At 44.3% G+C, this 26,182-nt stretch carries 24 protein-coding genes; 15 read left to right on the top strand and 9 right to left on the bottom strand.

Going from position 1 to position 26,182, the window contains the following annotated elements; translation table 11 throughout:
* Nucleotides 1-16 precede the first annotated feature (16 nt).
* Nucleotides 17-1,372 (top strand): ribonuclease J, encoded by a 1,356-nt coding sequence (locus tag JHD44_RS09230; RefSeq protein ID WP_199462466.1) that lies wholly within the window; start codon nt 17-19, stop codon nt 1,370-1,372.
* Between the two features lie 83 nt (nt 1,373-1,455).
* Here the strand turns inward: JHD44_RS09230 and argC are convergent, their stop codons facing one another.
* The 5 genes from argC to JHD44_RS09205 all read right to left on the bottom strand — a co-directional run bounded on the left by argC (nt 1,456) and on the right by JHD44_RS09205 (nt 10,764).
* Nucleotides 1,456-2,391 carry an N-acetyl-gamma-glutamyl-phosphate reductase gene (argC, locus tag JHD44_RS09225; RefSeq protein WP_199462465.1) on the bottom strand — a complete coding sequence of 312 codons (936 nt, stop codon included), beginning with the start codon at nt 2,389-2,391 and terminating at the stop codon, nt 1,456-1,458.
* Nucleotides 2,392-2,532: 141 nt separating this feature from the next.
* Nucleotides 2,533-3,804: a peptide antibiotic transporter SbmA gene (gene sbmA, locus JHD44_RS09220; protein WP_199462464.1), complete on the bottom strand. Its 1,272-nt coding sequence runs from the start codon at nt 3,802-3,804 to the stop codon at nt 2,533-2,535.
* Nucleotides 3,805-3,993: 189 nt separating this feature from the next.
* Nucleotides 3,994-4,491: an NlpC/P60 family protein gene (locus JHD44_RS09215; protein ID WP_233401944.1), complete on the bottom strand. Its 498-nt coding sequence runs from the start codon at nt 4,489-4,491 to the stop codon at nt 3,994-3,996.
* 176 nt (nt 4,492-4,667) lie between these two features.
* Complete coding sequence (locus tag JHD44_RS09210) at nt 4,668-5,888, bottom strand: aspartate aminotransferase family protein (RefSeq protein WP_199462463.1); 1,221 nt, start codon at nt 5,886-5,888, stop codon at nt 4,668-4,670.
* 52 nt (nt 5,889-5,940) lie between these two features.
* Nucleotides 5,941-10,764, bottom strand: coding sequence for an NAD-glutamate dehydrogenase (locus JHD44_RS09205; RefSeq protein WP_199462462.1), 4,824 nt, complete (start codon nt 10,762-10,764; stop codon nt 5,941-5,943).
* 288 nt (nt 10,765-11,052) lie between these two features.
* Here JHD44_RS09205 and JHD44_RS09200 point away from each other — a divergent pair, with 288 nt between their 5' ends.
* From JHD44_RS09200 to JHD44_RS09180, 5 genes are all read left to right on the top strand, one after another.
* Complete coding sequence (locus tag JHD44_RS09200; protein WP_199462501.1) at nt 11,053-12,078, top strand: GlxA family transcriptional regulator; 1,026 nt, start codon at nt 11,053-11,055, stop codon at nt 12,076-12,078.
* A 123-nt stretch (nt 12,079-12,201) separates the two neighbouring features.
* Nucleotides 12,202-12,969, top strand: coding sequence for an ABC transporter ATP-binding protein (locus tag JHD44_RS09195; protein WP_199462461.1), 768 nt, complete (start codon nt 12,202-12,204; stop codon nt 12,967-12,969).
* 94 nt (nt 12,970-13,063) lie between these two features.
* Nucleotides 13,064-13,819: a transporter substrate-binding domain-containing protein gene (locus JHD44_RS09190; RefSeq protein WP_199462460.1), complete on the top strand. Its 756-nt coding sequence runs from the start codon at nt 13,064-13,066 to the stop codon at nt 13,817-13,819.
* 64 nt (nt 13,820-13,883) lie between these two features.
* A complete protein-coding gene (locus JHD44_RS09185; protein WP_199462459.1) occupies nt 13,884-14,573 on the top strand; it encodes an ABC transporter permease in 690 nt (229 codons plus the stop codon).
* 4 nt (nt 14,574-14,577) lie between these two features.
* Nucleotides 14,578-15,294, top strand: a complete 717-nt coding sequence (locus JHD44_RS09180; RefSeq protein WP_199462458.1) for an ABC transporter permease — start codon at nt 14,578-14,580, stop codon at nt 15,292-15,294.
* A gap of 90 nt (nt 15,295-15,384) precedes the next feature.
* Here the strand turns inward: JHD44_RS09180 and glnK are convergent, their stop codons facing one another.
* On the bottom strand, nt 15,385-15,723 hold the full coding sequence (gene glnK / locus JHD44_RS09175; RefSeq protein ID WP_067031797.1) for a P-II family nitrogen regulator: 339 nt from the start codon (nt 15,721-15,723) through the stop codon (nt 15,385-15,387).
* 66 nt (nt 15,724-15,789) lie between these two features.
* Here glnK and JHD44_RS09170 point away from each other — a divergent pair, with 66 nt between their 5' ends.
* A complete protein-coding gene (locus tag JHD44_RS09170) occupies nt 15,790-16,224 on the top strand; it encodes a hypothetical protein (RefSeq protein ID WP_199462457.1) in 435 nt (144 codons plus the stop codon).
* A gap of 29 nt (nt 16,225-16,253) precedes the next feature.
* Here JHD44_RS09170 and hemE read toward each other — a convergent pair whose 3' ends face one another.
* The 3 genes from hemE to JHD44_RS09155 all read right to left on the bottom strand — a co-directional run bounded on the left by hemE (nt 16,254) and on the right by JHD44_RS09155 (nt 18,814).
* On the bottom strand, nt 16,254-17,354 hold the full coding sequence (gene hemE / locus JHD44_RS09165) for a uroporphyrinogen decarboxylase (protein ID WP_199462456.1): 1,101 nt from the start codon (nt 17,352-17,354) through the stop codon (nt 16,254-16,256).
* A gap of 127 nt (nt 17,355-17,481) precedes the next feature.
* Nucleotides 17,482-18,291, bottom strand: coding sequence for a DUF2927 domain-containing protein (locus JHD44_RS09160; RefSeq protein WP_199462455.1), 810 nt, complete (start codon nt 18,289-18,291; stop codon nt 17,482-17,484).
* A complete protein-coding gene (locus tag JHD44_RS09155; RefSeq protein ID WP_199462454.1) occupies nt 18,281-18,814 on the bottom strand; it encodes an NUDIX hydrolase in 534 nt (177 codons plus the stop codon). The genes JHD44_RS09160 and JHD44_RS09155 overlap by 11 nt, the downstream gene beginning before the upstream one ends.
* A gap of 201 nt (nt 18,815-19,015) precedes the next feature.
* On the opposite strand from JHD44_RS09155, the gene astE reads away from it, so the two are divergent.
* The 8 genes from astE to JHD44_RS09115 all read left to right on the top strand — a co-directional run bounded on the left by astE (nt 19,016) and on the right by JHD44_RS09115 (nt 26,087).
* On the top strand, nt 19,016-20,014 hold the full coding sequence (gene astE, locus JHD44_RS09150) for a succinylglutamate desuccinylase (RefSeq protein ID WP_199462453.1): 999 nt from the start codon (nt 19,016-19,018) through the stop codon (nt 20,012-20,014).
* A gap of 95 nt (nt 20,015-20,109) precedes the next feature.
* A complete protein-coding gene (znuA, locus tag JHD44_RS09145) occupies nt 20,110-21,075 on the top strand; it encodes a zinc ABC transporter substrate-binding protein ZnuA (protein WP_199462452.1) in 966 nt (321 codons plus the stop codon).
* A gap of 89 nt (nt 21,076-21,164) precedes the next feature.
* A complete protein-coding gene (locus tag JHD44_RS09140) occupies nt 21,165-22,142 on the top strand; it encodes a KpsF/GutQ family sugar-phosphate isomerase (protein WP_199462451.1) in 978 nt (325 codons plus the stop codon).
* 22 nt (nt 22,143-22,164) lie between these two features.
* On the top strand, nt 22,165-23,022 hold the full coding sequence (kdsA, locus tag JHD44_RS09135; protein ID WP_199462450.1) for a 3-deoxy-8-phosphooctulonate synthase: 858 nt from the start codon (nt 22,165-22,167) through the stop codon (nt 23,020-23,022).
* The gene (locus JHD44_RS09130) at nt 23,022-23,609 is read left to right on the top strand and encodes a KdsC family phosphatase (RefSeq protein WP_199462449.1); all 588 of its coding nucleotides are present in this window, start codon (nt 23,022-23,024) and stop codon (nt 23,607-23,609) included. Before kdsA ends, JHD44_RS09130 begins: the two co-directional genes overlap by 1 nt.
* Nucleotides 23,610-23,611: 2 nt before the next feature.
* Nucleotides 23,612-24,385: a 3-deoxy-manno-octulosonate cytidylyltransferase gene (gene kdsB, locus JHD44_RS09125; protein ID WP_199462448.1), complete on the top strand. Its 774-nt coding sequence runs from the start codon at nt 23,612-23,614 to the stop codon at nt 24,383-24,385.
* A gap of 8 nt (nt 24,386-24,393) precedes the next feature.
* On the top strand, nt 24,394-25,143 hold the full coding sequence (locus tag JHD44_RS09120) for a hypothetical protein (protein ID WP_199462447.1): 750 nt from the start codon (nt 24,394-24,396) through the stop codon (nt 25,141-25,143).
* 101 nt (nt 25,144-25,244) lie between these two features.
* The gene (locus JHD44_RS09115) at nt 25,245-26,087 is read left to right on the top strand and encodes a type II secretion system protein N (protein ID WP_199462446.1); all 843 of its coding nucleotides are present in this window, start codon (nt 25,245-25,247) and stop codon (nt 26,085-26,087) included.
* Nucleotides 26,088-26,182 lie beyond the last annotated feature (95 nt).

Raw genomic sequence — 26,182 nt, 5'->3', positions numbered from 1 at the left:
CGAGAAGGAGAGATGTGTGGAGTTGTTGGTGCCAACGCGAAATGATCTGTGGTTTTTACCCTTAGGGGGCACAGGTGAGATAGGGATGAATCTGAATTTATACGGTCATGATGGTCAGTGGTTGATGGTCGATTGTGGTGTCTCGTTTAATGAGCCAATTGATGAAAATAGCGCCCGCACTCATGAGTTAGTATGCGCCGATCCCAGCTTTATCGCACAGCAGCGACACCGCTTAGCCGGCATTGTTATTACTCATGCCCATGAAGACCACATTGGTGCATTACCTTTTCTTTGGCGCCGCTTCCAAGCGCCAGTTTATTGTACCCCTTTTACCGCTGAAATCTTGCGTCGAAAACTAGCGCAGGTCGGCTTATTAGGGGAAGTTGAAATACATGAATTGAGTATGGGCAGTCAGTTTCGAGTGGGATGTTTTGAGTTGCAATGGGTAACACTGACCCACTCGATTCCGGAACCGAGTGGTTTGATGATTGAAACGCCTGCAGGCAATGTATTCCATACGGGCGACTGGAAGATTGATCACAGTCCCGTGATTGGCGAACGCTTCTCTCCAGCGGTGTTAACCACATTACGACAACGTAATGTACAAGCATTGGTCTGTGACTCGACGAATGCGTTGAAGCCAGGCCATTCAGTGTCGGAGTACGACTGTTATAAAGCTTTGTTAGAGGTGATTAAGGGCGAATCAGGGCGAGTGGTTGTAGGCTGCTTTAGTAGCAACATTGCCCGCCTAGTATCACTTGCGAATATCGCTAAAGAAACGGGACGTTATCTAGCTTTAATCGGGCGCTCCTTACAAAATATGGTCAGTGCTGCGCGTGTAGCCGGTTATTGGCCAGAGGATGCGCCGCTGATTGATTCGAGTCATTTGGGCTACCTTCCAGTAAATGAAGTGTTGGCAGTTGCTACAGGCAGTCAAGGTGAGCCGAGAGCCATGTTAAACCGTTTGGCTCGTGATGACTGCTTTGATTTGACCCTAGAAAAAGGCGACTTGGTGTTGTTTAGTGCCATGATTATTCCTGGCAATGAGATGGCCATTGAGCGGTTGGTGAACGCTTTTAAAGCTCAAGGGATTCGAACGTTACAAAGCCACGATATTGATCAGCCCATTCATGTGAGTGGCCATCCTTATGCGGATGAACTGACGGCAATGTACGATTGGGTGAGACCGCAAGTGGCTATCCCAACCCATGGTGAGCCTGAGCATATGGCAGCAAATGCTCAGATTGCCAAGGAGGCCCATGTGCCGAGGCAACTAACGGGATTAAATGGTGACCTGTTTACCATTGCCCCAGAGGTTGGTGTGCGAAAAGGGGTGGTATCTGCTCGTCGTATGGCGATTGCCAGAAATTAACTCTCTGGCATATTGAACTTCTCATAAAAAAGCCCATGAGCATAAGATCATGGGCTTTCTAGTCTGTTTACAACGGTTGATTGTTACAGAACAACAGCCGTATCTTCTGCACAACCAAGCATCAGGTTCAAGTTTTGCACTGCCGCACCTGAAGCGCCTTTGCCAAGGTTATCAAGCTTCGCAGATAGCACAACAGATTGGCCGTCTTCTGAAGCGAACACAGCGAGCTCTACTTGGTTTGTGTTTTCCAAGCCATGAGGTGTTAGGAAAGGTGTATGACTGTCTTTTACTTCATTGAATGGATGAACCGTCACGAAGTCTTCTTCTTCGTAAGTTGAAGCGAGGGCAGCGTGAAGTTTCTCACCAGTCATAGCGCCTGATAATGTAACAGGAATGCTAATCAACATGCCTTGTGCGAAGTTACCAACACTTGGGATAAAGATAGGCGTGTTATCTAGCTGTGACCATTTTTGGATTTCAGGAAGGTGCTTGTGCTTGAAGTTTAGACCGTAAGTGCCGTAAGTTGCAGCATCTGGGTTGCCTTCGTACTTTTCGATCAGTTGCTTACCACCACCTGTGTAACCAGAAATCGCATTCACGGTGTAGTGGCCATCTTTTGCTAGCAAACCTTGTTCAACCAGTGGCTTGAGTAGCAAGATAATGCCCGTTGGGTAGCAGCCTGGGTTAGAAACAAATTGTGCTTCTTGGATTTGCTCACGTTGGCTAGCATCGAGTTCAGCAAGGCCGTATACCCAGCCTTCTGCCACACGGTGAACAGAGCTTGCATCTAAAACGCGGCAACCTTCTTCTTTCGCCAATGCAACAGTGTCTTTAGCGGCTTCATCAGGCAAACAAAGAACCGTCACATCTGCTTCTTTCATCAGACGACGCTTTTCTTCCACATCGCGTTTTTTAGCTTCATCAATGCTGATGACTTCAATTTCAGGATGGTTTACTAGACGTTCGCGTACCTGCAGGCCTGTGGTACCGGTTTCACCGTCGATAAATACTTTTTTCATTCGTGTCTCCAAGCAACGGCCAATGTGATAGGGGGCAGCCGTTCATTCATAATTCGGATAATCATAGCACTGGCAAATGCGAGAAAAAATAAGGCGTTTACTTAGAAAATGAAATATTTAAGTGGGCGCCCTATTTGAAAATCAAGAAGAGATCTTGTCTTCTAGTATGTCGTCCGGCACTTCAGCAATGGCGGATTCAAACGCTTTAAGACGTTTGTAGATGGAAAGCAACTCAACAATAGTGGTCCAAGAATTCACTAGGAACTGGAAAGAGCTTTCGACCTGATTAAAGGCATTGGAGATACGTTGCATCACGCCCAATGTGAAGGCACCGGCAACAATCGATGGGCCAAGTGCAATCAGCGGCACCAGCACACCCGCTTGCAGGTAACCGTAGCGCACGACGTTAAAATATAGGTAATGGAAGTATAGGCGGAAGTAGTTTTTTCGGACGTTATCAAACAGTTCTGCCAATTTTACTGGTTCGGCACGGTCGGCGTAGTCTTCCCCGTAAACAAGTTCTTTTCGGTAAGCGGCTTCGACTTTTTGGTTTTTGAACTCAAGACCAGGCAGTTTAATCCCTGCGGTTGCAAGCAAAACGGTACCTATAATCGACCAAAGAATGGCAACAAATACTAGTGCCTGAGGTACTTCACCAATTAATGGTAGCTCAGTGACATAGCCAGACAGTCCCCACAAAACCGGCAAGAATGCTAACAAGGTCATGATCGAATCTAAGAAGCGTACGCCAAGACTTTCGACAATGCTGGCGAAGCGCATGGTGTCTTCTTGAATACGCTGCGATGCCCCTTCGATATGACGCACTTTAGGCCAGATCGACGTGTAGTAGTTATTCATGGCAGTACGCCAGCGGAAAACGTAGTGACTAACAAAGAAGTTATTAAACACTGCCACGGTGATGGCAACCAGCGCTATGGTGGCAAAGGTAACAAGCTGGCCGTAGAACTCGCCAAGAGTGATGGTGTTGGGCGCGGTGAGGGCCTTTTGAATCAAGTCATAGAAGCTACCGTACCATTCGTTGATCATGACGCTGACTTGTACTTGGAACCAAGTAATGAACACAATCAGCGCCGATCCCATAACAGACCACTTTGCCCACTTTTGTCCGCCGTACACCATCCAAGCGCCGACGAAGAGTGCATAGCACACGAACATGTATTGGTAGAGCCAAACGTCACTGGCAAACCCGTAGGACTCTTGATAAGCCATTTGTGCTGCTTGCTCAGCCCCTTCTGCCAATGGAGTAGGGAAATCCACGCCAAAGAATTGGCCTAGACTGAGGCTTGAGCCCAGATCCTGACCAAAGGTGTACCAACTAATGACACAAGCAAGTGCCCAGAGGGCAAAGGTCAAAAAGAACAGTTTGGGTTTCGGGAAAAAGGATAAAAACACAGTTTATCTCTCTCTGTCAGAGGTTGAGTGGATCGCAGCAGGACATTGATCTGAATGAATATTTACTAATTCATGCTAGAGCTTAAACTAGCTCGAAGGGTTCGACAACGCGCTTGCCCTAAGGATCTTGCAAATAAATAGATAAACATAGCTTTACTACGTGTATGTAATCAAAAAGTTAAAACACTCTTAGCGTATGCGACGTGCGTGCCAAAAATGCTTTTTCCAGTAGACGTTGTCTAACCTCGAAAGAATGACACCTTTCGAAGTCGATGCGTGTAAGAACTTGCCTTGCTCGACGTAAATACCTACATGGCGGACTTTGGAGGCGGTTTTAAAAAAGACCAAATCGCCAGGTGCTAACTGCTGTAAATCTATATAGTCACCTGATTGAGCTTGTTGCTCAGTTGTCCTTGGCAGTAGTGTGCCGAATTGCTGTTGGAAAGTTAAGTAGACTAGACCAGAGCAATCAACGCCTTGTTTGCTCATCCCTCCCCAAGCATAGGGAGTATGCTGCCAGTCTCTGTATTGTTGTAAAAGCCGTTGAGTGATGACTTGCTCAGATGTGGTAGCAAAGGTACCAGTATCAACTGTGTAGCGATGTTTGGGTATAGAACTGCATGCGGAGAGTGCCGTGGCAGCAAGAATCAAAAAACAAACACGTATAAACAGTTTGGCACGAAGCATGGCAAAAGGATCCTTCTATTTGATCAGATCATCTTATTATCTTTAGAGTTTCATGACAAAAATCGAGCTAAGTTTAGACGCAAAAAAACGGGCTAGAAAGTGGGAGACGGGTAATAAAAAAGGCTGTGATCCCATGAATCACAGCCTTTGAAGTGCTTACGTTAGCGTGAGAAGCTTTATTTACGTAATGCTGCCACTGTTTTCGCTACAGCGCGCTCAAAACGTTCAAATCCTTGTTTAATATCTGCTTCTGGAATAATTAATGATGGCGCAAAACGCACTACATTAGGTCCGGCTACTAATACGAAAAGACCTTCATCAGCGGCGTGAGTTAAGAAGTCTTTTGCATGGCCTGCAAATTCATCAGCGACCTCAGCACCCATCAACATACCCATGCCACGAATTTCTTTAAAAGCGTGATATTTCTCGTTGATGGCATTGAGTTCATCGACAAAAAGCTGATGACGCTTTTTGACGCCTTCAAGAACTTCAGGTGTATCCACAATATCAATCACCGCTTCGGCGATGGCTGCAGCCATAGGGTTACCACCATACGTGCTACCATGTGTACCGACCGCAAGAGATTTAGCCACTTCTTCTGTTGCTAGCATGGCTGCCACAGGGAAGCCGTTACCTAGAGATTTAGCGGTTGTGAGGATGTCTGGCGTAACGCCTGTTTGTTCATAAGCGTAAAGCGTACCTGTACGTCCTACACCTGACTGCACCTCGTCAAACACAAGCAATGCTTTATGTTCATCACACAGCGCACGCACTTGTTTCGCAAATTCAGGATCCGCTGGAATAATACCGCCTTCACCCTGAATAGGCTCCATGACTACAGCACACGTCTTGTCTGAAATGATTTCTTTCAAAGATTCAATGTTGTTGTATTCGCAGTGCTTAATGCCACCAGGAACCGGTGCAAAGCCTTCCGTATATTTTGGTTGGCCACCAACAGAAACAGTGAATAATGTTCTACCATGGAAAGATTGGTAGAAAGAAATGATTTCATTTTTCTCTGGGCCAAAGTGATCAAACGCGTAACGTCGTGCAAGTTTGAATGCAGCCTCGTTTGCCTCGCCACCACTGTTGGCAAGAAAAACACGATCAGCAAAAGTCTTCTCAGTAAGTTTCTTTGCTAGTCGTAAAGCTGGTTCGTTGGTCAATACGTTAGATAAATGCCACAGTTTATCAGCTTGATCACGCATAGTTTTGACCAATGTTGGGTGAGAGTGACCTAATGCAGTTACTGCGATACCGCCTGCAAAGTCAATGTACTCTTTACCTTCCTGATCCCATATGCGAGAGCCTTCACCACGGACCGGGATCATTGCTGCCGGTGCGTAGTTTGGAGCCATAACTTCGTCAAACGTTGCTCTCGTTACTTGTTCAGTCACAGTGCTAATACCTCATTATTATAGAGCGGCTCAAAATGAGCCGCTCACTGGTTTATATCAAATTTCTTAATTCGCGAATAGCAACACTCACCATAGATAGCGACAGCTCTGTTTCAGCCTTAATTTCACTAAATGTACTGTGGTAGTGATTAATATTGTCATGGTTGAGTTCCTGCCAATGCGCAAGACGTTTCTCCAAGTCGTTAATCTCAATACTTGACTGGATAACTTCTTGAGTGATTGTTCGCAGAGCGTTATCAACCTCATCCCCAAGACCTGCTTTGGCACGGCGTTCCCACATATCGTCAGCTGGAAGCTTACGAATGCTCTGGCGCAGCCAGTACAAACCAAGATCCATCTCTAGAGCAAAGTAAGTTTGTGCAGTATCCAATACTTCTTTCTCTGTATTGGCTGCTACTCGGATAACATCCAATCCATAGAATAGGAATGGTAGGGCGCATAACTTATCTGCGATGTCAGCCGGTACGTTTTGCTCTTGCAACTGCTGGCTGGTTTCAGCCAAGTAGTCACTGGTTGGTTTCGTCAACACCGCATCAAGGTTGCTGCGAATGATATCGATTCCAGGTTTGTAGGTATCGGTTAGCTTCTGGATAGCCAGTGCTTCACGAGTATTACGGATGAGCCAAAGAGTGACTTTTTCAAGCAGGCTTTGAATTTGAATAAACAGCTGATTTTGTAGGCTGTTTTCCACTTTAAAGTCTAACTCGTTGATCGCATCCCAAAGCGCTGGGATATCAAACATCTGCTCTGCGGCCATGTAGGCACGTAGAACATTTAACGCTGAAGCGCTGGTTTCTTCCTGCACGTATGTCGTGAAGGTTGAGCCCATACGGTTGCCCAAGTTATTGGTAACGTGTGCGGCAATGATTTCTTGTGCCAATGGGTGCTCAATCATGTGCTCAGAGAAACGTTGCACAAGCGGTTTCGGGAAGTAATCTTTGATTTGTGCACGCAAATCTGGATCTTCACCAATTCCGTTATCAACCAATTGCTCTGCAAACTTAATCTTAGAGTAGGCCAATAGAACAGAAATCTCTGGGCGCGTTAGGCCTTGGCCTTTGCTCATGCGTTTTTTCATTTGCGCGTCGGTTGGCAAGAACTCAATTTCACGGTTCAAACGACCTTCGCGAACCAAAGACAACATTAAGCGCCAGTGATCGGCAATACGCTCTGGTGCACGAGAGTTTACCAGCGATAGCAAGTGACTTTGACCTTCGTTATGACGCAGTACTAGGTGCGCCACTTCGTCTGTCATTTCTGCCAGTAGCTTATTACGCTGCTTCTCTGTCATGTCACCGTTTTCAACGATACGGTTCAACAGGATCTTGATGTTTACTTCGTGGTCAGAGCTGTCTACACCGGCAGAGTTATCGATGGCGTCAGTGCTAACAAGGCCACCTTTTTGAGCGAACTCAATACGACCACGCTGAGTGAAGCCCAAGTTACCGCCTTCACCAATGATCTTACAGCGAAGCTCTTTACCGTTAATACGCAATGCATTGTTGCCGTTATCGCCTACATCAGCATGCGTTTCTGATTCAGCTTTTACGTAGGTACCGATACCACCGTTCCAAAGCAAATCAACCGGTGCCTTAAGAATATGGGAAATCAAGTCCGTTGGCGCTAAGGATTTTACATTGCCTTCGATGTCTAGAGCTTTGCGAATATCAGCGTTAATTGGAATAGATTTCGCACTTCGGCTAAAGATACCGCCGCCTTTGGAAATCAGTTCTTTATTATAATCTTCCCAAGATGAACGTGGCAGATTGAATAGGCGTTGACGCTCTTCAAACGATGACGCAGCATCAGGTGTTGGGTCGATGAAAATATGCATGTGGTTAAACGCAGCCACTAGGCGAGTGTGTTTCGATAACAGCATACCGTTACCAAATACGTCGCCAGCCATGTCACCAATACCGACAGCAGTGAAGTCTGTAGATTGGCAATCAATGCCTAGTTCTTGGAATTGACGCTTAACAGACTCCCAAGCACCACGTGCAGTGATACCCATTTTCTTGTGGTCGTAACCGTTTGAACCACCTGACGCAAAAGCGTCTCCTAGCCAGAAACCGTATTTCTCAGAAATGCTGTTGGCTAAGTCAGAGAATGTTGCGGTCCCTTTATCGGCTGCAACCACTAGGTACGGATCGTCTTCGTCGTAACGTTTTACTGCAGTTGGTGGTACAAGTTCTTGTTTCACCAAGTTATCAGTAATATCTAGCAAGCCAGAGATAAACGTGGTGTAACAACGAACCACTTCTGCTTGAGTTTCCTCACGAGAAGAGGATTTTTTAAGTTGCTTAGCAACGAAACCACCTTTCGCACCCGCCGGTACGATAACGGCGTTTTTAACCATTTGCGCTTTAACAAGACCAAGTACTTCTGTACGGAAGTCTTCCATACGGTCTGACCAACGTAGACCACCACGAGCGACTTTTCCGCCACGCATGTGCACACCTTCTACCCATGGTGCGTAAACGAAAATTTCGAATTTCGGGCGTGGTAGTGGTACCGCTGGGATCAGGCTAGGGTCAAGCTTGAAGGACACGTAATCTTTGATTTCGCCTTCTGGAGAAGGTTGGTAGAAGTTGGTACGAAGCATGGCTTGAATCACTGATAGGTAGTGTTTCAAAATGCGGTCTTCGTCCAAGTTAGCCACTTGGTCCAATGCTGCTTCGATTTTTTCTAGAAGCTTCGCCACTTTATCTTCACGTTTCGCTTCAAGAGCGGGATCAAAGCGTTGTTCGAACAATTGCACCAACAGGCGAGCAATCGGAGCATTTTTCTCCAATGTTTGCTGCATGTACTGCAATGAGAACGGTACTTGAAGTTGTACTAAGTACTTCGTAATAGCACGAAGCATAGTCACTTGACGCCACGTTAGAGAAGCATCCAATACTAGTGCGTTGAAACGGTCGTTTTCGATACGACGTTTGAAGACAGCGTTAAACGCATCTTGGAAGTCATCGCGGTAGGCTTTCTTATCAAGGTTCACGCTTGGGTTGATGCTAATTGCGAATTCAACAACCCAAGTGTTGGCTTGACCATCACCGTTCTGATCTAGTTCGTATGGTCGCGCTTCAAGTACACGTAAGCCCATGCATTCAAGGATTGGCAATACGTCTGATAGTACCAACGTTGTGCCAGCACCATACACTTTAAAGAAGTAATGGTTTTTAGACTGACCAACTTGACGGTAAAGATGAGTGGAAATATCACCATCGTTAGTCAATTCGCTTAGGCGTTCAATGTCTAACACAGCTGTGTTCGCAGAGAAGTCCTCACGGTAGGCTGCTGGAAAGTATGGCGCGTATTCGTTGTAGAGTTTGTTACCGTTCTCTTCACCCTGGCTGGTATGAAGTGCAGAAAGCAGTTTGTCATCCCAAGATAGCATGGCCTCTTGCATGCGACGCTGGATGTCATCCATGTCGATTTGAGGGCTATTGTCAGGGTCAGCGATTTGAATCGTGAAGTTAACACGAGCCAATACTTGCTGAGAGAACTGTACGTTGAATTCAGCACTTGTCCCGTTGCAAGCCTGCATCAGGATGTCTTGCATTTTGATACGCAGTTCTGTGTTATAACGATCACGCGGAACGTATACCAAGGCACTTAAAAAGCGACCATAGATGTCCTTGCGTAAGAATACGCGCAACTGACGACGTTCTTGAATCGCAAGGATGCCTTCGATGCTGTGGAATAGTTCATCGACAGGTGCTTGTAGCATTTCATCACGTGGGTAGCTGTTAAGAATATGCTTAAGCGTTTTACCTTTATGGCTATTAGGGTCAACATCCATTCGCTCAACAAGTACTTCAAGCTTCTTACGAAGTAGTGGGACATCTTGCAAGCGTGCAACGTATGCTGCTGATGAGTACAAGCCAAAGAAGCGCCATTCACCAATGACATTACCTTTCTTATCAAAACGTTTAATGCCAAGGTAGTCTAAGTGTACTGGACGGTGAACGGTGGAAATGGCTGTGGACTTAGTGAGCACCAAAGTATTATCGCGATCATAGGCGAGTTTTGCCAAATGATCGTTTAAAGTAATGTCGTACTTTTCTTTTTTCGTCTTACGGAAAGTACCTAGAGCTGAATCTTCAACGAATTTTAGATGTGTTTCTTCGCCTTCTTTGACAAGGTCATACTCTCTGAACCCGACAAATGTGAAGTGGTTGTTTTCAACCCAGCGTAGGAAGTCTAAGTTTTCTTGATGGACATCGTTGTCTTTCAGGTGGGCCACTTGCTCAGAAGCCTTAATGACTTCAGCAAGCTTGGCTTTCATAATTGGCCAATCTTTTACGCACTGTTTTACATCTTCCAATGTATCTAGCAGGGCGCTTTTGATTTCTTCCATTTTGCTTAGGTCTGAAATTCTATCGATTTCAAAGCGAACCAGTGCTTCATTGTTTGCACCATTAGCATGGCGCTCAGAGATTGAAGTCAATTCGCCAGATTTTGCACGGTCGATAGCGACGATAGGGTGCGCAGTAAAATGAATGGTGTGGTTTAAACGCACCAGCGCCATGTTGAAGGAAGAAACGATGAATGGCATATCATCCGTTAATACTTCTACGACAGTGTGCGTTGATTGCCAGCTATGCTCTTCAAAGTTTGGGTTGTAAACACGCACTTTTGGCGTATTGGCGTTGCGCTGCTGGATAAAATCCCATAGGCAGATGACTGTGCCGTATAGGTTATCGATGTTCTCTTGCTCCATATCCTCGATCAACAGATCTTGGAAGTATATATGGGCTAGTTTGATGATGTCGTCGGCAGCAGTAGTACCACCTACGTTATCTTTTATCTCTGCTTCAATGCGAGTGATCAGTTCACTCTTTTTGCTATTCGTCATGTAACTCATCCTTATGAGTGGTGGTGTCTGTTGAAGATCTGTTTATAGTTTTTATTGCGCTATCTTCTCACCGCACGATTAATTATTAAGAAAAATTAACGAGCAAGATAGCTGGCGACTTTTCAAAATGCGACGTATGCTTTTCATAAGGCGATATCGCCATCAAAAAAAGCTTGATGTCGGTCTCAAAAGTCTCTGTTATTCATTCTAAACGATATAAAAGTCTTTTGAATGTGCTTATCGCAGGATAATAATTTGTACATTAATGAATATGCATCACGTGAAATCATGCAACCAAGTAAAAAAGTCCAAAAATACGGCTTTTTATTAATGCCTAGCTTCTCTATGCTAGCTTTTTCATCCGCCATGGAAACAATCCATATGGCGAATTGGGTCAGTGGTAAGGACTTATATCAATTTTGTACGATAGGTCATAAAACGAAAGTTATACTTTCGAATTCTGGTGTGGCGACGACCGCAAACTACCTTACTGATGAAGTCCCAAATGATTTAGATGCAATTATTATTTGTGGTGCCTCCAGTGTTAATCAAGAGGATGATGTAAGTTTAGACGCTTGGTTGTTAACTTGCTCAAAACGTAACATTTCTTTAGGCGGAATTTGCACTGGTAGCTATGTGTTGGCGCGTGCAGGTCTGTTAGATGGTTATCGTTCGACCATTCATTGGGGAGATTTAGCCAGCTTGAGAGAAGCCTTTCCGGCTGTGATTGTTTCAAGTCAGTTGTTTGAAGTGGACAGAGATCGGTTTACCTGTAGTGGTGGCACAGCGGCAATGGATATGATGTTGTTCTTGATTGGTAAGCAACACGGCATGACCTTGGCGAGCCATATTTCAGAGCAGTTTGTATGTGAGCGAATACGTACTAACCAGGATCCACAGAGGATCCCTCTTCAAGCAAGAATAGGTACAGGGCAACCTAAGTTAATTGAAGCGGTTCAGTTGATGGAAGCAAACATAAGAGAGCCCTTGTCGTCTGATGATATTGCTTATCATGTTGGTGTCTCTCGCCGCCACTTGGAGCGCCTGTTTAAGCAAAATCTAGATACTGTGCCATCGCGTTATTATCTAGAGCTACGCTTGAAGCATGCGAAGCAGCTTATTACTCAAACGGATAAAAGTATTCTAGAGATCGGTAATGCCTGCGGATTCACGTCTGCACCGCATTTTAGTACGACTTATAAGGGTTTTTTTGGGGTTTCTCCCAGAGAAGAAAGGAAAAAATTGTCGATAAAACACAGTAATCCTGTCCATGCGGATAAGAAAACAAGACAACTTTGGCGAAAAAAGTTTTAGAATAGGGAAATGTAGTTGGCGTGATTTTTGTTGCGTTCTACCTGAACCTAATATTGCTGCGTAAATTTTGAGCTATCACGTTTATCCTTTGCGCAAACAGAGTCATAAAAAAAGGTAATCAGAATGTCTAAAGACCCTGCTTTAGAACTAAAGGATATCCATAAAACCTTTGGGGACCATGAAGTATTAAAGGGAATTTCACTGGAAGCGCATGATGGGGATGTGATCTCTATTCTTGGTTCGAGTGGTTCCGGAAAAAGTACGTTTTTGCGTTGCATAAACTTACTTGAGAACCCGACCCAAGGAAGTATCCGCTTCAATGGTGAAGCGCTTCAGTTGAAACCAGGCGCTACAGATTTGTACGCATCGGACATGAAGCAGCTGACGCGTATGCGCCAAAAAATAGGCTTTGTTTTTCAGAGCTTTAATTTGTGGCCACATATGACTATTTTGCAGAATGTCATGGAAGGGCCGCTGCATGTTTTAAAGCGTCCGAAACAGGAAGTTCTCGAATACGCTGAATACCTACTGAACAAGGTAGGTATTGCGGATAAAAAGCATATGTACCCAAACCAATTATCTGGTGGTCAACAGCAACGTGTTGCAATTGCTCGTACACTTGCGATGGACCCACAGATTCTACTGTTTGATGAGCCAACTTCAGCACTAGATCCTGAGTTAGTGGGTGAAGTTCTGGGGGTTATGCGTGGATTAGCGGAAGAAGGCCGGACCATGCTCATCGTAACCCATGAAATGAATTTTGCTCGCGAAGTTTCTAGTGAAGTAGTGTTTTTGCACCAAGGATTAGTAGAGGAAAAAGGCACACCTCAAAAAGTGTTTGGTTCGCCAGACTCAGAGCGTTGTAAGGCTTTCTTGTCGACAGCATTCTAATGACGGGTGTGTTTTGAAATACAGTCTAATCTGGCTGGTGTAATGCAATAAGACGTACTATAAAAAATCAACAATCCAACAAAAGGACCGACTAATGAATTTTAAGAAATTAGCAATCAGTTCTGCTGTGATGATCACGGCTGCCGCTTCTTCTCTTTCTGTTAATGCTGCAGATACAATCCGTATAGCGACAGAGGGCGCTTGGGCACCATTTAACTACATTGATGACAACGGCAAGCCACAAGGTTTTGATGTGGACATCGCTTGGGCACTATGTGAAAAAATGGAAGCTGACTGTAAAGTCGTTACCCAAGATTGGGATGGTCTAATTCCTGGTCTTAAAGTGCGTAAGTTCGATGCGATCATTGCATCTATGTCGATCACTGAAGAGCGCCTTAAGCAAGTAGACTTCACGAATAAATACTATTCTGGTGGCCTACGTTTCCTTGCACCTAAAGGCAAAGAGTTTGATCTTGAAAAACTTGATGGCAAGGTGATTGGTGCTCAGCGTGCAACATTGGCCGCACAGTATCTAGAAGATAACTTTACTGGCAAATCCACACTGAAATTCTACGATACACAAGACAGTGTTTACCTAGATCTAGTGGCAGGCCGTCTTGATATCGTACTTTCTGATGAGCTACCAACTTACGATTGGTTGAAAACATCAGACGATGGCAGCAAATTCGAATTCAAAGGTAAATCCTTCAAGAAAGAGGATGAAATCGGTATTGCTGTTCGTAAAGGCGATGACCTGAAAGATAAGTTCAACAAAGCATTAGATGAGATCATGGCTGATGGTACTTATCAAAAAATCAATGCTAAGTACTTCCCATTCTCCATCTACTAAGATGTCACATAACAATACGCCAGTTTTACTGGCGTATTGTTAATACTAAGACTGAGATAGCTTTATGTTAGATCTTCATGGTTTTGGTGATCAGCTTCTTCAAGGAGCCAGCATCACAATTCAGTTGGCGTTGTCATCGTTAGTGGTCGGGTTAATACTTGGACTATTAGGTGCCTCTGCAAAATTATCAAATATCAAGCCTTTACAATGGATCGCTAATTTTTATACGACAATTATTCGTGGTGTTCCAGAGCTACTAACGGTATTGATTATTTACTTCGGAGCAACCACTGTTCTGATGTCGATAGCAAGTCTTTTTGGCTACGAAGAGTACATTGAAATAGGGCCTTTTGCGGCTGGTGTTACCGCACTGGGATTAACCTTCGGGGCTTATGCTACAGAAGTCTTTCGAGGTGCATTACAGGCGATCCCAAAGGGGCAGCATGAGGCGGCTATTGTCCTTGGTATGCATCCTCGACGTAAGTTCTTCCGCATTATTTTACCGCAGGTGTGGCGTGTTGCTTTACCAGGTATTGGTAACTTGTTTTTGGTATTACTTAAAGATACCGCGCTGGTTTCGGTTGTCGGATTAGAAGACATCATGCGAAAAGCCAATGTGGCAGTAAGTAATACCAAAGAGCCGTTCCTTTTTTATCTCGTCGCCGCATTTATGTACTTAGCACTTACCATTGTCTCGATGATGGTTGTTTACTATTTAGAGAAGCGTGCAAGCCGTGGTTTAACTCGAGGATAAATACGTGGAATTAGATTTTTCTGTCGTCATTGAATACTTTCCACGTTTGCTAAGTGGCACGTGGATGACAATAAAATTAGTGATTTTGTCGATTGTGTTGGGGGCGATTGTTGCTTTACCCATCGCATTAGCGCGAATTTCGAAGAACCCTCTTATTAGTACTGGACCGTTTGCGTTCATCTTTTTCTTTCGCGGAACGCCATTATTAGTTCAGATATTTTTGGTGTACTACGGTGCATCGCAATTTGAGGCGGTTCGAGAAAGTTTCTTGTGGCCTGTACTCAAAGAACCTTTTTGGTGTGCAATCATTGCTTTCACGCTGAATACTTCGGCTTATACCGCTGAAATATTTCGTGGTGCAATTCAAGCGATACCAGAAGGTGAAGTCGAGGCATGTAAGGTTGTTGGTATGACTAAGGCTCAGATGTATCGTCGGATACTGTTGCCGAGGGCCTTTGGTATTGTGTTACCTGCATACGGTAATGAAATAATTTTGATGCTTAAGGCGAGTGCCTTGGCAAGTACGATTACATTGCTAGATTTGACGGGTATGGCAAGAACGATTATTGCCCGTACATATACTCCAATCGAGATTTTCTTGGCAGCAGGCGCCATCTATTTGGTGATCAGTATTGGTGTTATTTATATCTTTAAGCTTGTAGAAAAACGTCAAAACCGCTACTTAGGCACCTTATCTATTAAGGTACCTGATAAAGGATAACTTACTCTTTATCAGGCTAAGGGCCTAAAAAAAGAGGTGCTTTCAATGGATAGCACCTCTTTTAAATTTCTATATTAGAATGAGAACAGCTTAAATAGCTTCTGCACCCGTTTCGCCTGTACGAATACGAATTACCTGTTCTAAAGCTGTAACAAATATCTTGCCGTCACCAATTTTACCGGTATTAGCGCTTTTCTGAATCGCTTCAATAGCAACATCTACTTGGTCATCATCGATCGCTAATTCCAGTTTTACTTTTGGAAGAAAATCAACAACATACTCAGCACCACGGTACAGCTCCGTGTGTCCTCGTTGACGGCCAAAGCCTTTTACTTCTGTAACAGTGATGCCGTTAATGCCAATTTCCGAAAGTGCTTCGCGCACTTCATCGAGTTTAAAGGGCTTAACTATGGCTGTTACTAATTTCATAGAGTTTCTCCATTGAAGGCATTGTTTTGCTATAAATTACCATTCAAATGCGCCACTCGCTACTAAATGAAGAAAATTGTTCTACAGTTAATAGCAAAAAATAAGTTTAAGTTTATCTTGGAGAAAATTGTGGACCAACAGAGCTTGATGCTTTTTGAAAAAGGGGTGGACGAGTTTTTAAGTAGTTTGAAAAGTCGTCTAAACCATAATGAGGACATTAGTGTTTCATACCAATCAATGCCTCAGTGTCTACAAAGCTTAAAAGTCATAGATGATCAGAGTGAGCGCTTTTTAAGGCTGGTGATTATTGGTTTTGACGAAACGACGGTATTGGCGCGTTTATCTTGGTTAGATGAGTATGGTATAGATCACATCTGTTGTTATCTGAATGGAGATTTTCAATCTGTTCAAAGGAAAAAAAATGGTCTGTGGGTTAGAGATAGGCATCAGCCAGAAGAGATTTGCTTACAAAAACTAGGTGCTCTTCGCTCTCCATTTTAAGAGTAAGAGCACCTGAGTTTACGTCTGTGTTATTGGTCGTTTAACGCGTCTAAATCATCAAACTTAGGTTCATGGTATGGGCGACTTAACTCATGAACTGCATCAATTAAATACTTAGGACGTTCTGGATCCACGAACTGATGAATGCCATGCCCTAAGTTGAATACATGGCCTGTACCTTGCCCAAATCCTTCCAGCACATTGGCTACTTCTCGTTCAATAACGTCTTTACCTGCGTATAAAACGCAAGGGTCTAAGTTACCTTGTAACGCTACTTTATCGCCAACACGTGCACGAGCTTCCGCCATATCAGTCGTCCAGTCTAAGCCCAATGCATCAGGGCCCGTTGCAGCCATGTTTTCAAGCCATTGACCACCGTTCTTTGTGAACAGAATGACAGGGATCTTGCGCCCTTCATGTTCACGAATCAAACCGTCCATAATTTGACGCATGTACATTAGCGAAAATTGCTGGTACATAGGACCGCTTAAGACACCGCCCCACGTATCAAAAATTTGAACCGCTTGTGCGCCAGCTTTAATTTGACCGTTTAAATAATCGGTAACAGAAATTGCTAGCTTGTTTAGCAAAGCATGGAGGGTGTCTGGATCGGAATACATCATCCCCTTAATATGACGGAAGTCTTTGCTAGAGCCTCCTTCGACCATATAGGTTGCGAGTGTCCAAGGGCTACCTGAAAATCCGATTAAAGGAACGCGACCATTTAAAGCGTGACGAATGGTCGTTACTGCTTTCATGACATAATCAAGATCTGATGCTTTTGCGATTGGCAACGCTTCCACGTCAGCTGCGGATCGAATCACATGCTTGAATTTAGGGCCTTCACCGGTTTCAAAATACAGACCTAAGCCCATCGCATCGGGAACAGTTAGGATGTCTGAAAAGAGAATCGCAGCGTCTAGGTCGTAACGCTCTAGAGGTTGAAGTGTTACTTCACAAGCAAACGCATCGTTTTTACAAAGGCTCAAAAAGTCGCCAGCGTGAGCACGGCTTTGACGGTACTCTGGAAGATAGCGGCCAGCTTGGCGCATCATCCAAACGGGAGTCGCGTCGACGGGTTGTTTCAGTAGTGCACGCAGAAAACGGTCGTTCTTGAGTTCTGGAAACATTCAATTTCTCCGAGTGAGTGTTCAAGTTGATGGGCATTTTACCTAACTTGAGAGAAAAAAAAGATGTAATAACCAGAATTTATGACTCTGGTTAATAAAAACGTACTTAATACATGCAACTTAGGCTTTAATCACCCAGAAAATTTTTGAGACTACCTTGCTGAACCAGAGAAGCTGCGTTATCGATGATTTTTAGGTAATACAAATCATTTAGTACATCAGGAAGAACTTGATCTACTTGTTTGGCTGTCATCCCTGCCTTTAATCGAGGCGAATAAAGTATCTTTAGCAGAATATAGTCTAAAGGAGATAAGTAAATATCCGAACTAACATCGTTGAAGATAGAGGGGTATACCTCGTCTGAGTCATTAGGGAGTCCAAGGAGTTGAGTGATCTCCTCAACAATGCAGTCTAAAAAACGTGCATTTTGCCTTGCGTAGTTAACCGGTATGAGGATGACACCACGTTGAATTTCTCCTGCTTGGCTTACACCAAAGTTCCCAAGACAAATTGCTTCATCAAGTGCTTGGCGAATATTTTCTGGATTGCCAATATAACGCCACACTTTGTCTTCTATCTGATCCTTGCTAGTAAAAGAGGCAATGATATTGGCCTGCTTGATATCTTGAGTATAGTAAATAGGTACGCCAGTGATGCTGGTCAGATGTTTTGTATGAACGCTCAGTAATTGACCTTGTAAATAGCTATCTCCAATATCACTTTCAAAATATATTTTAATGGGTTGTTCCCAACGGACAAGACGAGGAGTCTGTGATTGATCGTACTCACGTTGTAAGGCAATTCTTAAAAAACTGTCATAGATATACTGATACTGCTGCCAATGAGCCTTTTCCTTGGCGTAGGTTGGTGCACTTAAGCAAGATACCAAGGCGACTGATAGAGCAATGAATCCATGAGTGATCTGTTTAAGGGACATTGTTACTGACCTGTAAACGGTTTTCTAAATAATGACAAAGGGCATCGTAGGAATCTGGGGTAAACGGAAGGTTTCGAGGGTTTCTAATGATCTCATTGATCGGCATTTCGATGACTTCTGCCACTTCTTTTGCTTGAAGCGCTAATTTTCCATGCAGTGATTTATCGTAATGACATGTATACACTTTACCCCAAATTCTAAAGCCATCTCCTTCTGTAAAAAACATACCTTCCACGTTCAAAGGAAGGATTAACCCCAGCTCTTCTTCAAGCTCTCTTTGAGCACACAAATCATAGCTTTCGCCTTTGGCAACGACACCACCTGTTGTCACACCATAATATCCGGGGCAAAAGGCTTTGTTGTCTGTACGTTTTTGCAACAGCAAAGTGTCCGGGCCGGTAAACACAAGGATAAAGGTAACTCGATGAATATCGTCCTTAAAATTCATCTTTCGGCGAGGGATATCACCGATGATTTGGTTATTGCGATTCACAAGGGTAATGATTTCATCGGACTCTGACATATGGATAATCTTCTATCTAACTGAGTAGGAAGGGTAACGATTTGTAAGTGCTTTTGAAAGGGCTAATCTAGGCGTATGTTAGGACCTTGAGTTTTCTGTATGCGACATTTTGTTTGGAAGAGAAAATCATATGCATAATGATTTAAATGTTGCTTCGATAATTGCGCTAGCATAGCAGAGTTTTCTGATTTGGAGTGTGATATGTCGATCCCGAATAATGACCTACTTGCTTTTACTTTAGCTCATCCATTTTTTGAAGAGACTATGACTTGGTCTTTCGCAGGAGGGGATGCTTATCTAGAACATCCAGGGGTTTTACATATTGAGCCTGAGCAAGCCCCCAGACACAGTGTGGTTCTTTCTGCCGGGATACATGGAAATGAAACGGCCCCAATAGAATTAGTGAACGCTCTAGTGCAGCAAATTTTAGCAGGTGAACTGGAGCTAAATACTCGCTTGCTGGTGGTTTTGGGTCACCCCAAAGCCATGCTCGAAGGTACTCGTTTCTGTGATGTAAATCTAAATCGTTTATTTTGCGGTGCTTGGCAGCGCTATGAAGGCATGGAAGTGGAGCGAGCGAAGCATTTGGAGGCGTCAGTAAAGCGCTTTTTTGATGATCATCACGTCGGTGAGAAATTTCATTACGATCTTCATACCGCAATTAGAGGATCACAATATGAAAAGTTTGCAGTGCATCCTTTTACGAATGGCAAATCTTACAGCCTAGCTCAATTTGCTTTTCATGCAGCTTGTGACATTGAAGCCGTACTGTTATCGCACCAGCCTGCAACGACATTCTCTTATCACTCCTATGCGACTCATGGCGCCCATGCAGCGACGGTTGAGTTAGGCCAGGTTAAGCCTTTCGGGGAAAATGATTTAACTAGACTGAGTGCTATTCATGATTCATTAGTGGCTTTACTAAATAAAGCTGAACTGGCCGAAAAGCCAGTAAAAGATATGAAGCTATTTGAAGTCATTGATGTGTTAACGAAAGACAGTGAGGACTATCAGCTAAATATCCCCAGTGATTTGAAAAACTTCACAGGCTTTGAGGCGGGGTTTGTGTTAGCTGAGTCGAGCCTAGGACAATATATGATCGAGCAAGAAGGGGATGCCATTGTCTTTCCCAATACTCAACTTCCTGTGGGCCAGCGTGCGGGATTAGTAGTTAGGGTAAAAGACTGGTCTGAATTTTAATAAGTCAGCGAAGAATTTGTGTTGATGGGATTGAGTCTTATCTGGAAAGTTGTTATTGTTATGTTATAACATCTTTTATGGTTGGACCCGATCTCATGTTGAAGTACGCTTTACCTGCCTCTTTACTTTTGTCTGTTTCTGCATTTGCTCAAACTCAAGTTGTTACCTCTATTAAGCCTGTCTCAATGATCGTCACGGCCATTGGTGGTGATGAAGTCAAGGTTGAGCAGTTAGTGAATAACCAAGCATCGCCACATGATTACGCTATGCGTCCATCGGACCTGCGTAAATTGGATCAAGCGGATTTGGTTGTTTGGGTGGGGGAGTCACTTGAAACCTTCCTAGAAAAACCATTAGCAAATCTTTCCAGCAAAAAAGACATCGAATGGATGGCTTTGAGCGGTACTTACCTTCGTGAATTTGGTGAAGAAGGCCATGATCATGACCACGAAGAACATGATCATGAAGCACATCATGATGAGCATGAAGATCACGACCATGAAGATCACGACCATGAAGAACATGGGCATGAAGGTCATGATCACACTGGCACAGACCCACATGTTTGGTTAGATCCTGCTAATGCTAAAGTTCTAGCGCACAATGTAATGGAGCAGTTAAGCAAACTTGATCCTGAACATAAGCAAGAATTCGCTGCTAACTATCAAGACTTTGTTGAGGCTCTAGAAACTGCGGATAATAATGTGGAAGCCACACTGGCCTCTATTAAAGATGTGCCATACTTTGTGTTCCATGAGGCGTATGGCTATTTCGAAGGTCATTATGGTCTGAATAACAAGGGTGCAGTGACACTCAGTCCGGAGCGTAAGCCTGGGGCAAAAACTGTTGCGAATATCCGTACAGAAATCGAAGAACACAATGTGGCTTGTGTCTTCAGTGAGCCGCAATTCAGCCCAGCTATTGTTGAAACCTTGATTGATGGAACAGATGTAAAAACGGCTGTTCTTGATCCACTTGGCGTATCATTGAAGCTGTCAAATGATAGCTACCCTGCTTTCCTTGAAGCGTTAGCGGGTCAATACGCGACTTGTCTTAAGTAAAACAAAATGGAACGCCTACCTTGCTTTGGTAGGCGTTCTGCTTTTGCCTCTGTATAATGGCGCCACTATTTACGAATTCGAGTTGGCCCATGAGCGAAACCCAGTCTACTTTGTCTTGTGATTCACAAACACTGATCACCAGCGCTAAAACCACTCTTACCACTCAAGCACAGGCTCTGATGGGCTTGGCCGATCGAGTGGATACGCAATTCTCCCAAGCCGTGACCATGATGCTAAACACCAAAGGTCGTGTGATCATCTGTGGTATGGGCAAGTCTGGCATCGTTGGCAAAAAGATTGCTGCGACGCTAGCTTCGACTGGCACGCCGTCTTTCTTTATGCACCCAGGTGAAGCGTTTCATGGTGACCTAGGGATGGTGCAACGAGATGATTTACTAATCTTAATTAGTTATTCAGGTGAAACCGAGGAGGTCATTCGCTTATTACCATCACTGCAAAATTTCGGTAATCAGTCGATTGCGATCGTCGGTAATCCAACTTCTACTTTGGGGCAGCATTGTGACTGTGTGCTGGATATCGCTATTGATCGTGAAGTGTGTCCGAACAATTTAGCACCAACGACTTCTACAACCATGACCATTGCCATGGGGGATGCCTTAGCTGTCGCGTTGATGCAATGCCGTGATTTTCAACCGCAAGACTTTGCACGCTTCCACCCAGGTGGCAGTTTAGGCCGTAAGTTGCTGACGCGTGTACGTGACCTAATGCACAAGGACAACTTGCCGTTCTGCTCGCCAGAAACCTCACTACAAGATGCCATTGCGGTAATGACTCAAGGCCGTAAAGGGGTGGTGTTGATCAAAGAGGGTGAACGCTTGGCAGGCATTTTTACGGATGGTGACTTACGTCGTGCCATGCTTAAAGATGCCGCTGGAATGCTCAGTAAAACCATGTCAGAGCTGATGACGGCTAACCCGAAAACGATTTCCCAAGATACTATGATTGTCGAAGCAGAAGAACGTATGCTGCGCGACAAAATTACTTTACTCGTAGCAGTAGACGACAACAAAAATGTAGTCGGCTTACTAGAAATTTACGACCGTTAAGATTAATAGGACAGACACGACTATGTCAGAAACCAGCAAAATCATCCGTATTGGTAACTCTATTGAGGTGGCTAACCACCTTCCGTTTGTCTTGTTCAGTGGTGTAAACGTACTGGAATCACGAGATCTGGCAATGAAAGTTGCAGAAGAGCACGTGAAGATTACTGAGAAACTGGGTATCCCTTACGTTTTCAAAGGCTCATTTGATAAAGCCAACCGCTCTTCAATCAATTCTTTCCGTGGTCCCGGCTTAGAGGGCGGTCTAAAGATCCTTCAGGAAATCAAAGACACCTTTAATATTCCTGTGATCACAGATGTGCATGAAAATGATCAATGTGCACCGGTAGCTGAAGTCGCAGATGTGATTCAATTGCCTGCGTTCTTGTCACGTCAAACGGATCTTGTGGTGGAAATGGCAAAAACGGGAGCTGTGATCAACATCAAAAAAGCTCAGTTCTTAGCACCCCATGAAATGAAACACATCCTGACCAAATGTGAAGAAGCTGGCAACAGCAACTTAATGTTGTGTGAGCGTGGCACTATGTTTGGTTACAACAACCTAGTGGTCGACATGCTAGGCTTTGGTGAAATGAAGAAATTCGACTACCCAGTGATGTTTGATGTGACTCACGCACTACAGCGCCCAGGTGGTCGTTCAGACTCTGCGGATGGCCGTCGAGCACAAGTCACAGAGCTTGCTCGTGCAGGTATGTCTTTAGGCCTTTCTAGTATGTTCTTGGAAACGCACCCTGATCCAAACAATGCAAAATGTGATGGGCCGTGTGCTTTGCCTTTGAACAAACTTGAGCCATTCCTAAAGCAAATTAAGCAGCTGGATGAGCTGGTTAAAACCTTTGAAACTCTAGATACGAGTGCCTAATGGACGTTGCTTTCTTAGAACACTACCGAGAGCTTGTGAACGGCAACCTTCTGATGAAGAAGTTGCCGTTTTTGAAATTGGTTATATTTGATGTGGACGGCGTACTCACCGACGGCGGCCTTTACTACGGTGCGGATGGCGAAGCGGTGAAACGTTTCAATGTCAAAGATGGCGTAGCGTTGAAGCTATTACCAAAGTGGGGAGTCGATGTAGCGGTTATCACCGCGAAAGATTCTGCACCACTACGTAAGCGCATGGAAGACCTTGGTGTGAAGCATGTCTATTACGGTTGTCATGATAAGGCGGCGGCGTTTGATGAATTGATGCAAACACTGATGCTTGAGCCTGAGCAGGTTGCTTATGTGGGCGATGATGTAATCGATCTACAAGTGATGCCAAAAGTCGGTATTTCACTGTGTCCTGCGGATGCTCATACTTTGTTGCTACGTCACTGTGATATCACTTTGAAACGCTCGGCAGGACAAGGTGTCGCTCGTGAAGTGGCTGATTTGGTGCTTGCTACGAGAATGCCGTTAGAAAAGGCGTATGAACTGGCTAAGCGCCCAGAATTTGAGAAGAAAGATTGATCATGAGTAATTTACCTGCGTTTCATATTGTGATTCCGGCGCGCTTTGCTTCCCAGCGTTTCCCCCAGAAAATGCTGGCCAATCTCGCTGGCAAGCCGGTGGTGCAATGGGTCTACGAATTGGCACTAAAAGCGGGTGCTGAGTCAGTCACCATCGCCACTGATCACGAAGATATTTTCAACGCCGCAGAAGAGTTTGGTGCTGATGTGGTGATGACTCGTACAGATCATGAAAATGGCACGGAGCGTCTAGCAGAAGTGGCGACCATTAAAGGTTGGTCGGGCGATGAGATCGTGGTTAATGTGCAGGGGGATGAGCCTTTGCTGCCAATTGGCTTAATTCATAACGCCGTACAAGCCTTAGCAGACGACAAAGAGTCTGAGATGGCGACAGTTGCGTGTCCAATCCATCGTGAAGAAGACATCTTTAACCCAAGTGTGGTGAAAGTGGTATGTGATGCCAAAGGTCGTGCACTGTACTTCAGTCGCGCCACCATGCCATGGGATCGTGACGGCTTCGCGCAAACACCAAAGCAAATTGCTGAAGATTATCCTGCACTTCGTCATGTTGGGCTGTATGTTTACCGCGTGTCTTTGTTGGGGCGCTATGCGCAAATGCCCATGTCACCACTAGAAAAGTGGGAAAAACTGGAGCAGCTGCGTTTCCTTCACCAAGGTATCAAGGTGCAGGTGGCACTCACCAAAGAGCTGCCTCCACACGGTGTCGATACGCCAGAAGACCTTGAAGCTTTGACGAAGAAGCTTTCGGTTCAGTAGAGGCTAGTATGAGGCGGAAAGCATACTTAGGCTTAACTATTTGGTTTGTAATAGTTTTTATCATAGTCTGGGTTGTTTCATTACCGCTTCAGGTGTGGCATCAGCCGTTACAAAGTCGTTTACCTAGACATGTAACCCTGACTCAATTGACGGGGCATTGGTGGTCTGGTACTGCTGAACTTTCAGTACATAATGTTTCGGATGCGGTCCATATTTCTTGGTCTAAAAGCTCATTCTTTCAGCCCATTAACTGGATGATTCAGCATCCACATGTGATAGGTCATGGACAATTTAGTATGGGCTTCATGTCTGTTTCAACATGGATTGATGACTTAATTATTGAACCAATCATGTTCAATGATGTTCTTAGTTCGAATGGTATCTCGTTACAAGGGCAAGCGATCGAGATAACTCGTTGGTACAGTCACTTTGACCTGCATGATCAACGCTTTGATGCATTTCAAGTGAATGCTGACTGGCTAAATGGGCGGGTGCGGTATCAACAGAGTGGGCAAAGCCACATTGCGAATATTGATAATTGGCAGTTTACTGGATCTTTGCAAGAAAGCTTTCCCGTCATTGAACTTCGCTCTAATCAACAAAATTCTTTGCTTGATGTTAAGCTGCTAGCTGATCAAAAGCTTGAAATCACGGTCATGCCAAAACTCATTGAATTATTCGGTCAGTACTGGCCTGGTGAAGACGCTTATCCAGCTTTTGTGATGGTTCAGCCGTTTACAACTCATTGGCTAAAGTAAAACAATTTAAACTCGGTTGAGGTGCAATTTTCTTGCATTATTTAATCGGTTTGTTGAAGATACTGAGTCAATGAAACCGATTTATTTATTGGATTTAGCCTTTGAACTGGAAAACTCTAGACAATATCGCATTAGTCGTCATTTCTTTTGTTGCCATTACTTGGCTTGCCATGGCGTCTAGTAGCGTTGTTTCTAAGCTTTGGAATCGTTCAGGTCCAGCTTCCGATGCATTTGTGTATCCTATCTCTAGCCATGGTTCTATAAGCTCATATGCCATTTCCGCTGATTTGTTTGGTAACCAAATCGTGAGCGCAAAACCTCTACAAGAAACATCACTTAAACTTTTATTATTGGGTGTTATGCCAAGTGAAGAGAAAGGGCAGGGTCTGGCAATTCTGCACACACCGTCTAATCAGGAAGGTGCTTACCATATTGGTGAAAGTCCAATGGAAGGGGTAACGCTACAAGCTGTGTTTGATGATCATGTTATTTTGGAGCGGGCGGGCGCATCGGAGTCTTTACATTTTAGCCAGTCTAATGAAACAACCGTGTCGAACATGTTTATAGCAGCCTCTCAATTCGATTCAAATCTAGAGGCTGAAGTCCTACCGCAGAATAATCGAACCGATGAGTCGGTGATGTTTAAAACGGTTAACAGAGATAGTTTAGGAAACCGTCAGGATATGTTGGCGTTGGATTCAGACCAAGTCCTAGAGCAGATGGGAATTAGTAAAAAAGGAAATACTTTTCAGCTTGGTGCTCACAGTCCTCTGTCACAATTTGGGCTTCAAGAGGGGGATCAAGTAATTTCTGTAAATGGTTTCGATGTAGAGACACTGAGATCCGATACCGCGTTACAAGCTGAACTACGAGGTTCCCCTTCGATTCAGGCGATCATTGTGCGTGGTGGTAAACGTCTTCAAATTAACTTCTCTTTAAAATAAAGGATACCTTTCCATGCTGTTGCTCAGAAAGTGCCTAATTAGCGTTCTATGTTTTTTTGCATGCGCTACGTCTAGCTTAGCAGAAACTTGGAAAG

The sequence above is a fragment of the Marinomonas ostreistagni genome, from assembly GCF_016461785.1.
Taxonomy (GTDB): domain Bacteria; phylum Pseudomonadota; class Gammaproteobacteria; order Pseudomonadales; family Marinomonadaceae; genus Marinomonas; species Marinomonas ostreistagni_A.
The sequence above is the reverse complement of the archived record's forward strand: the minus strand, read 5'-3'. Positions and strand labels throughout refer to the sequence as shown.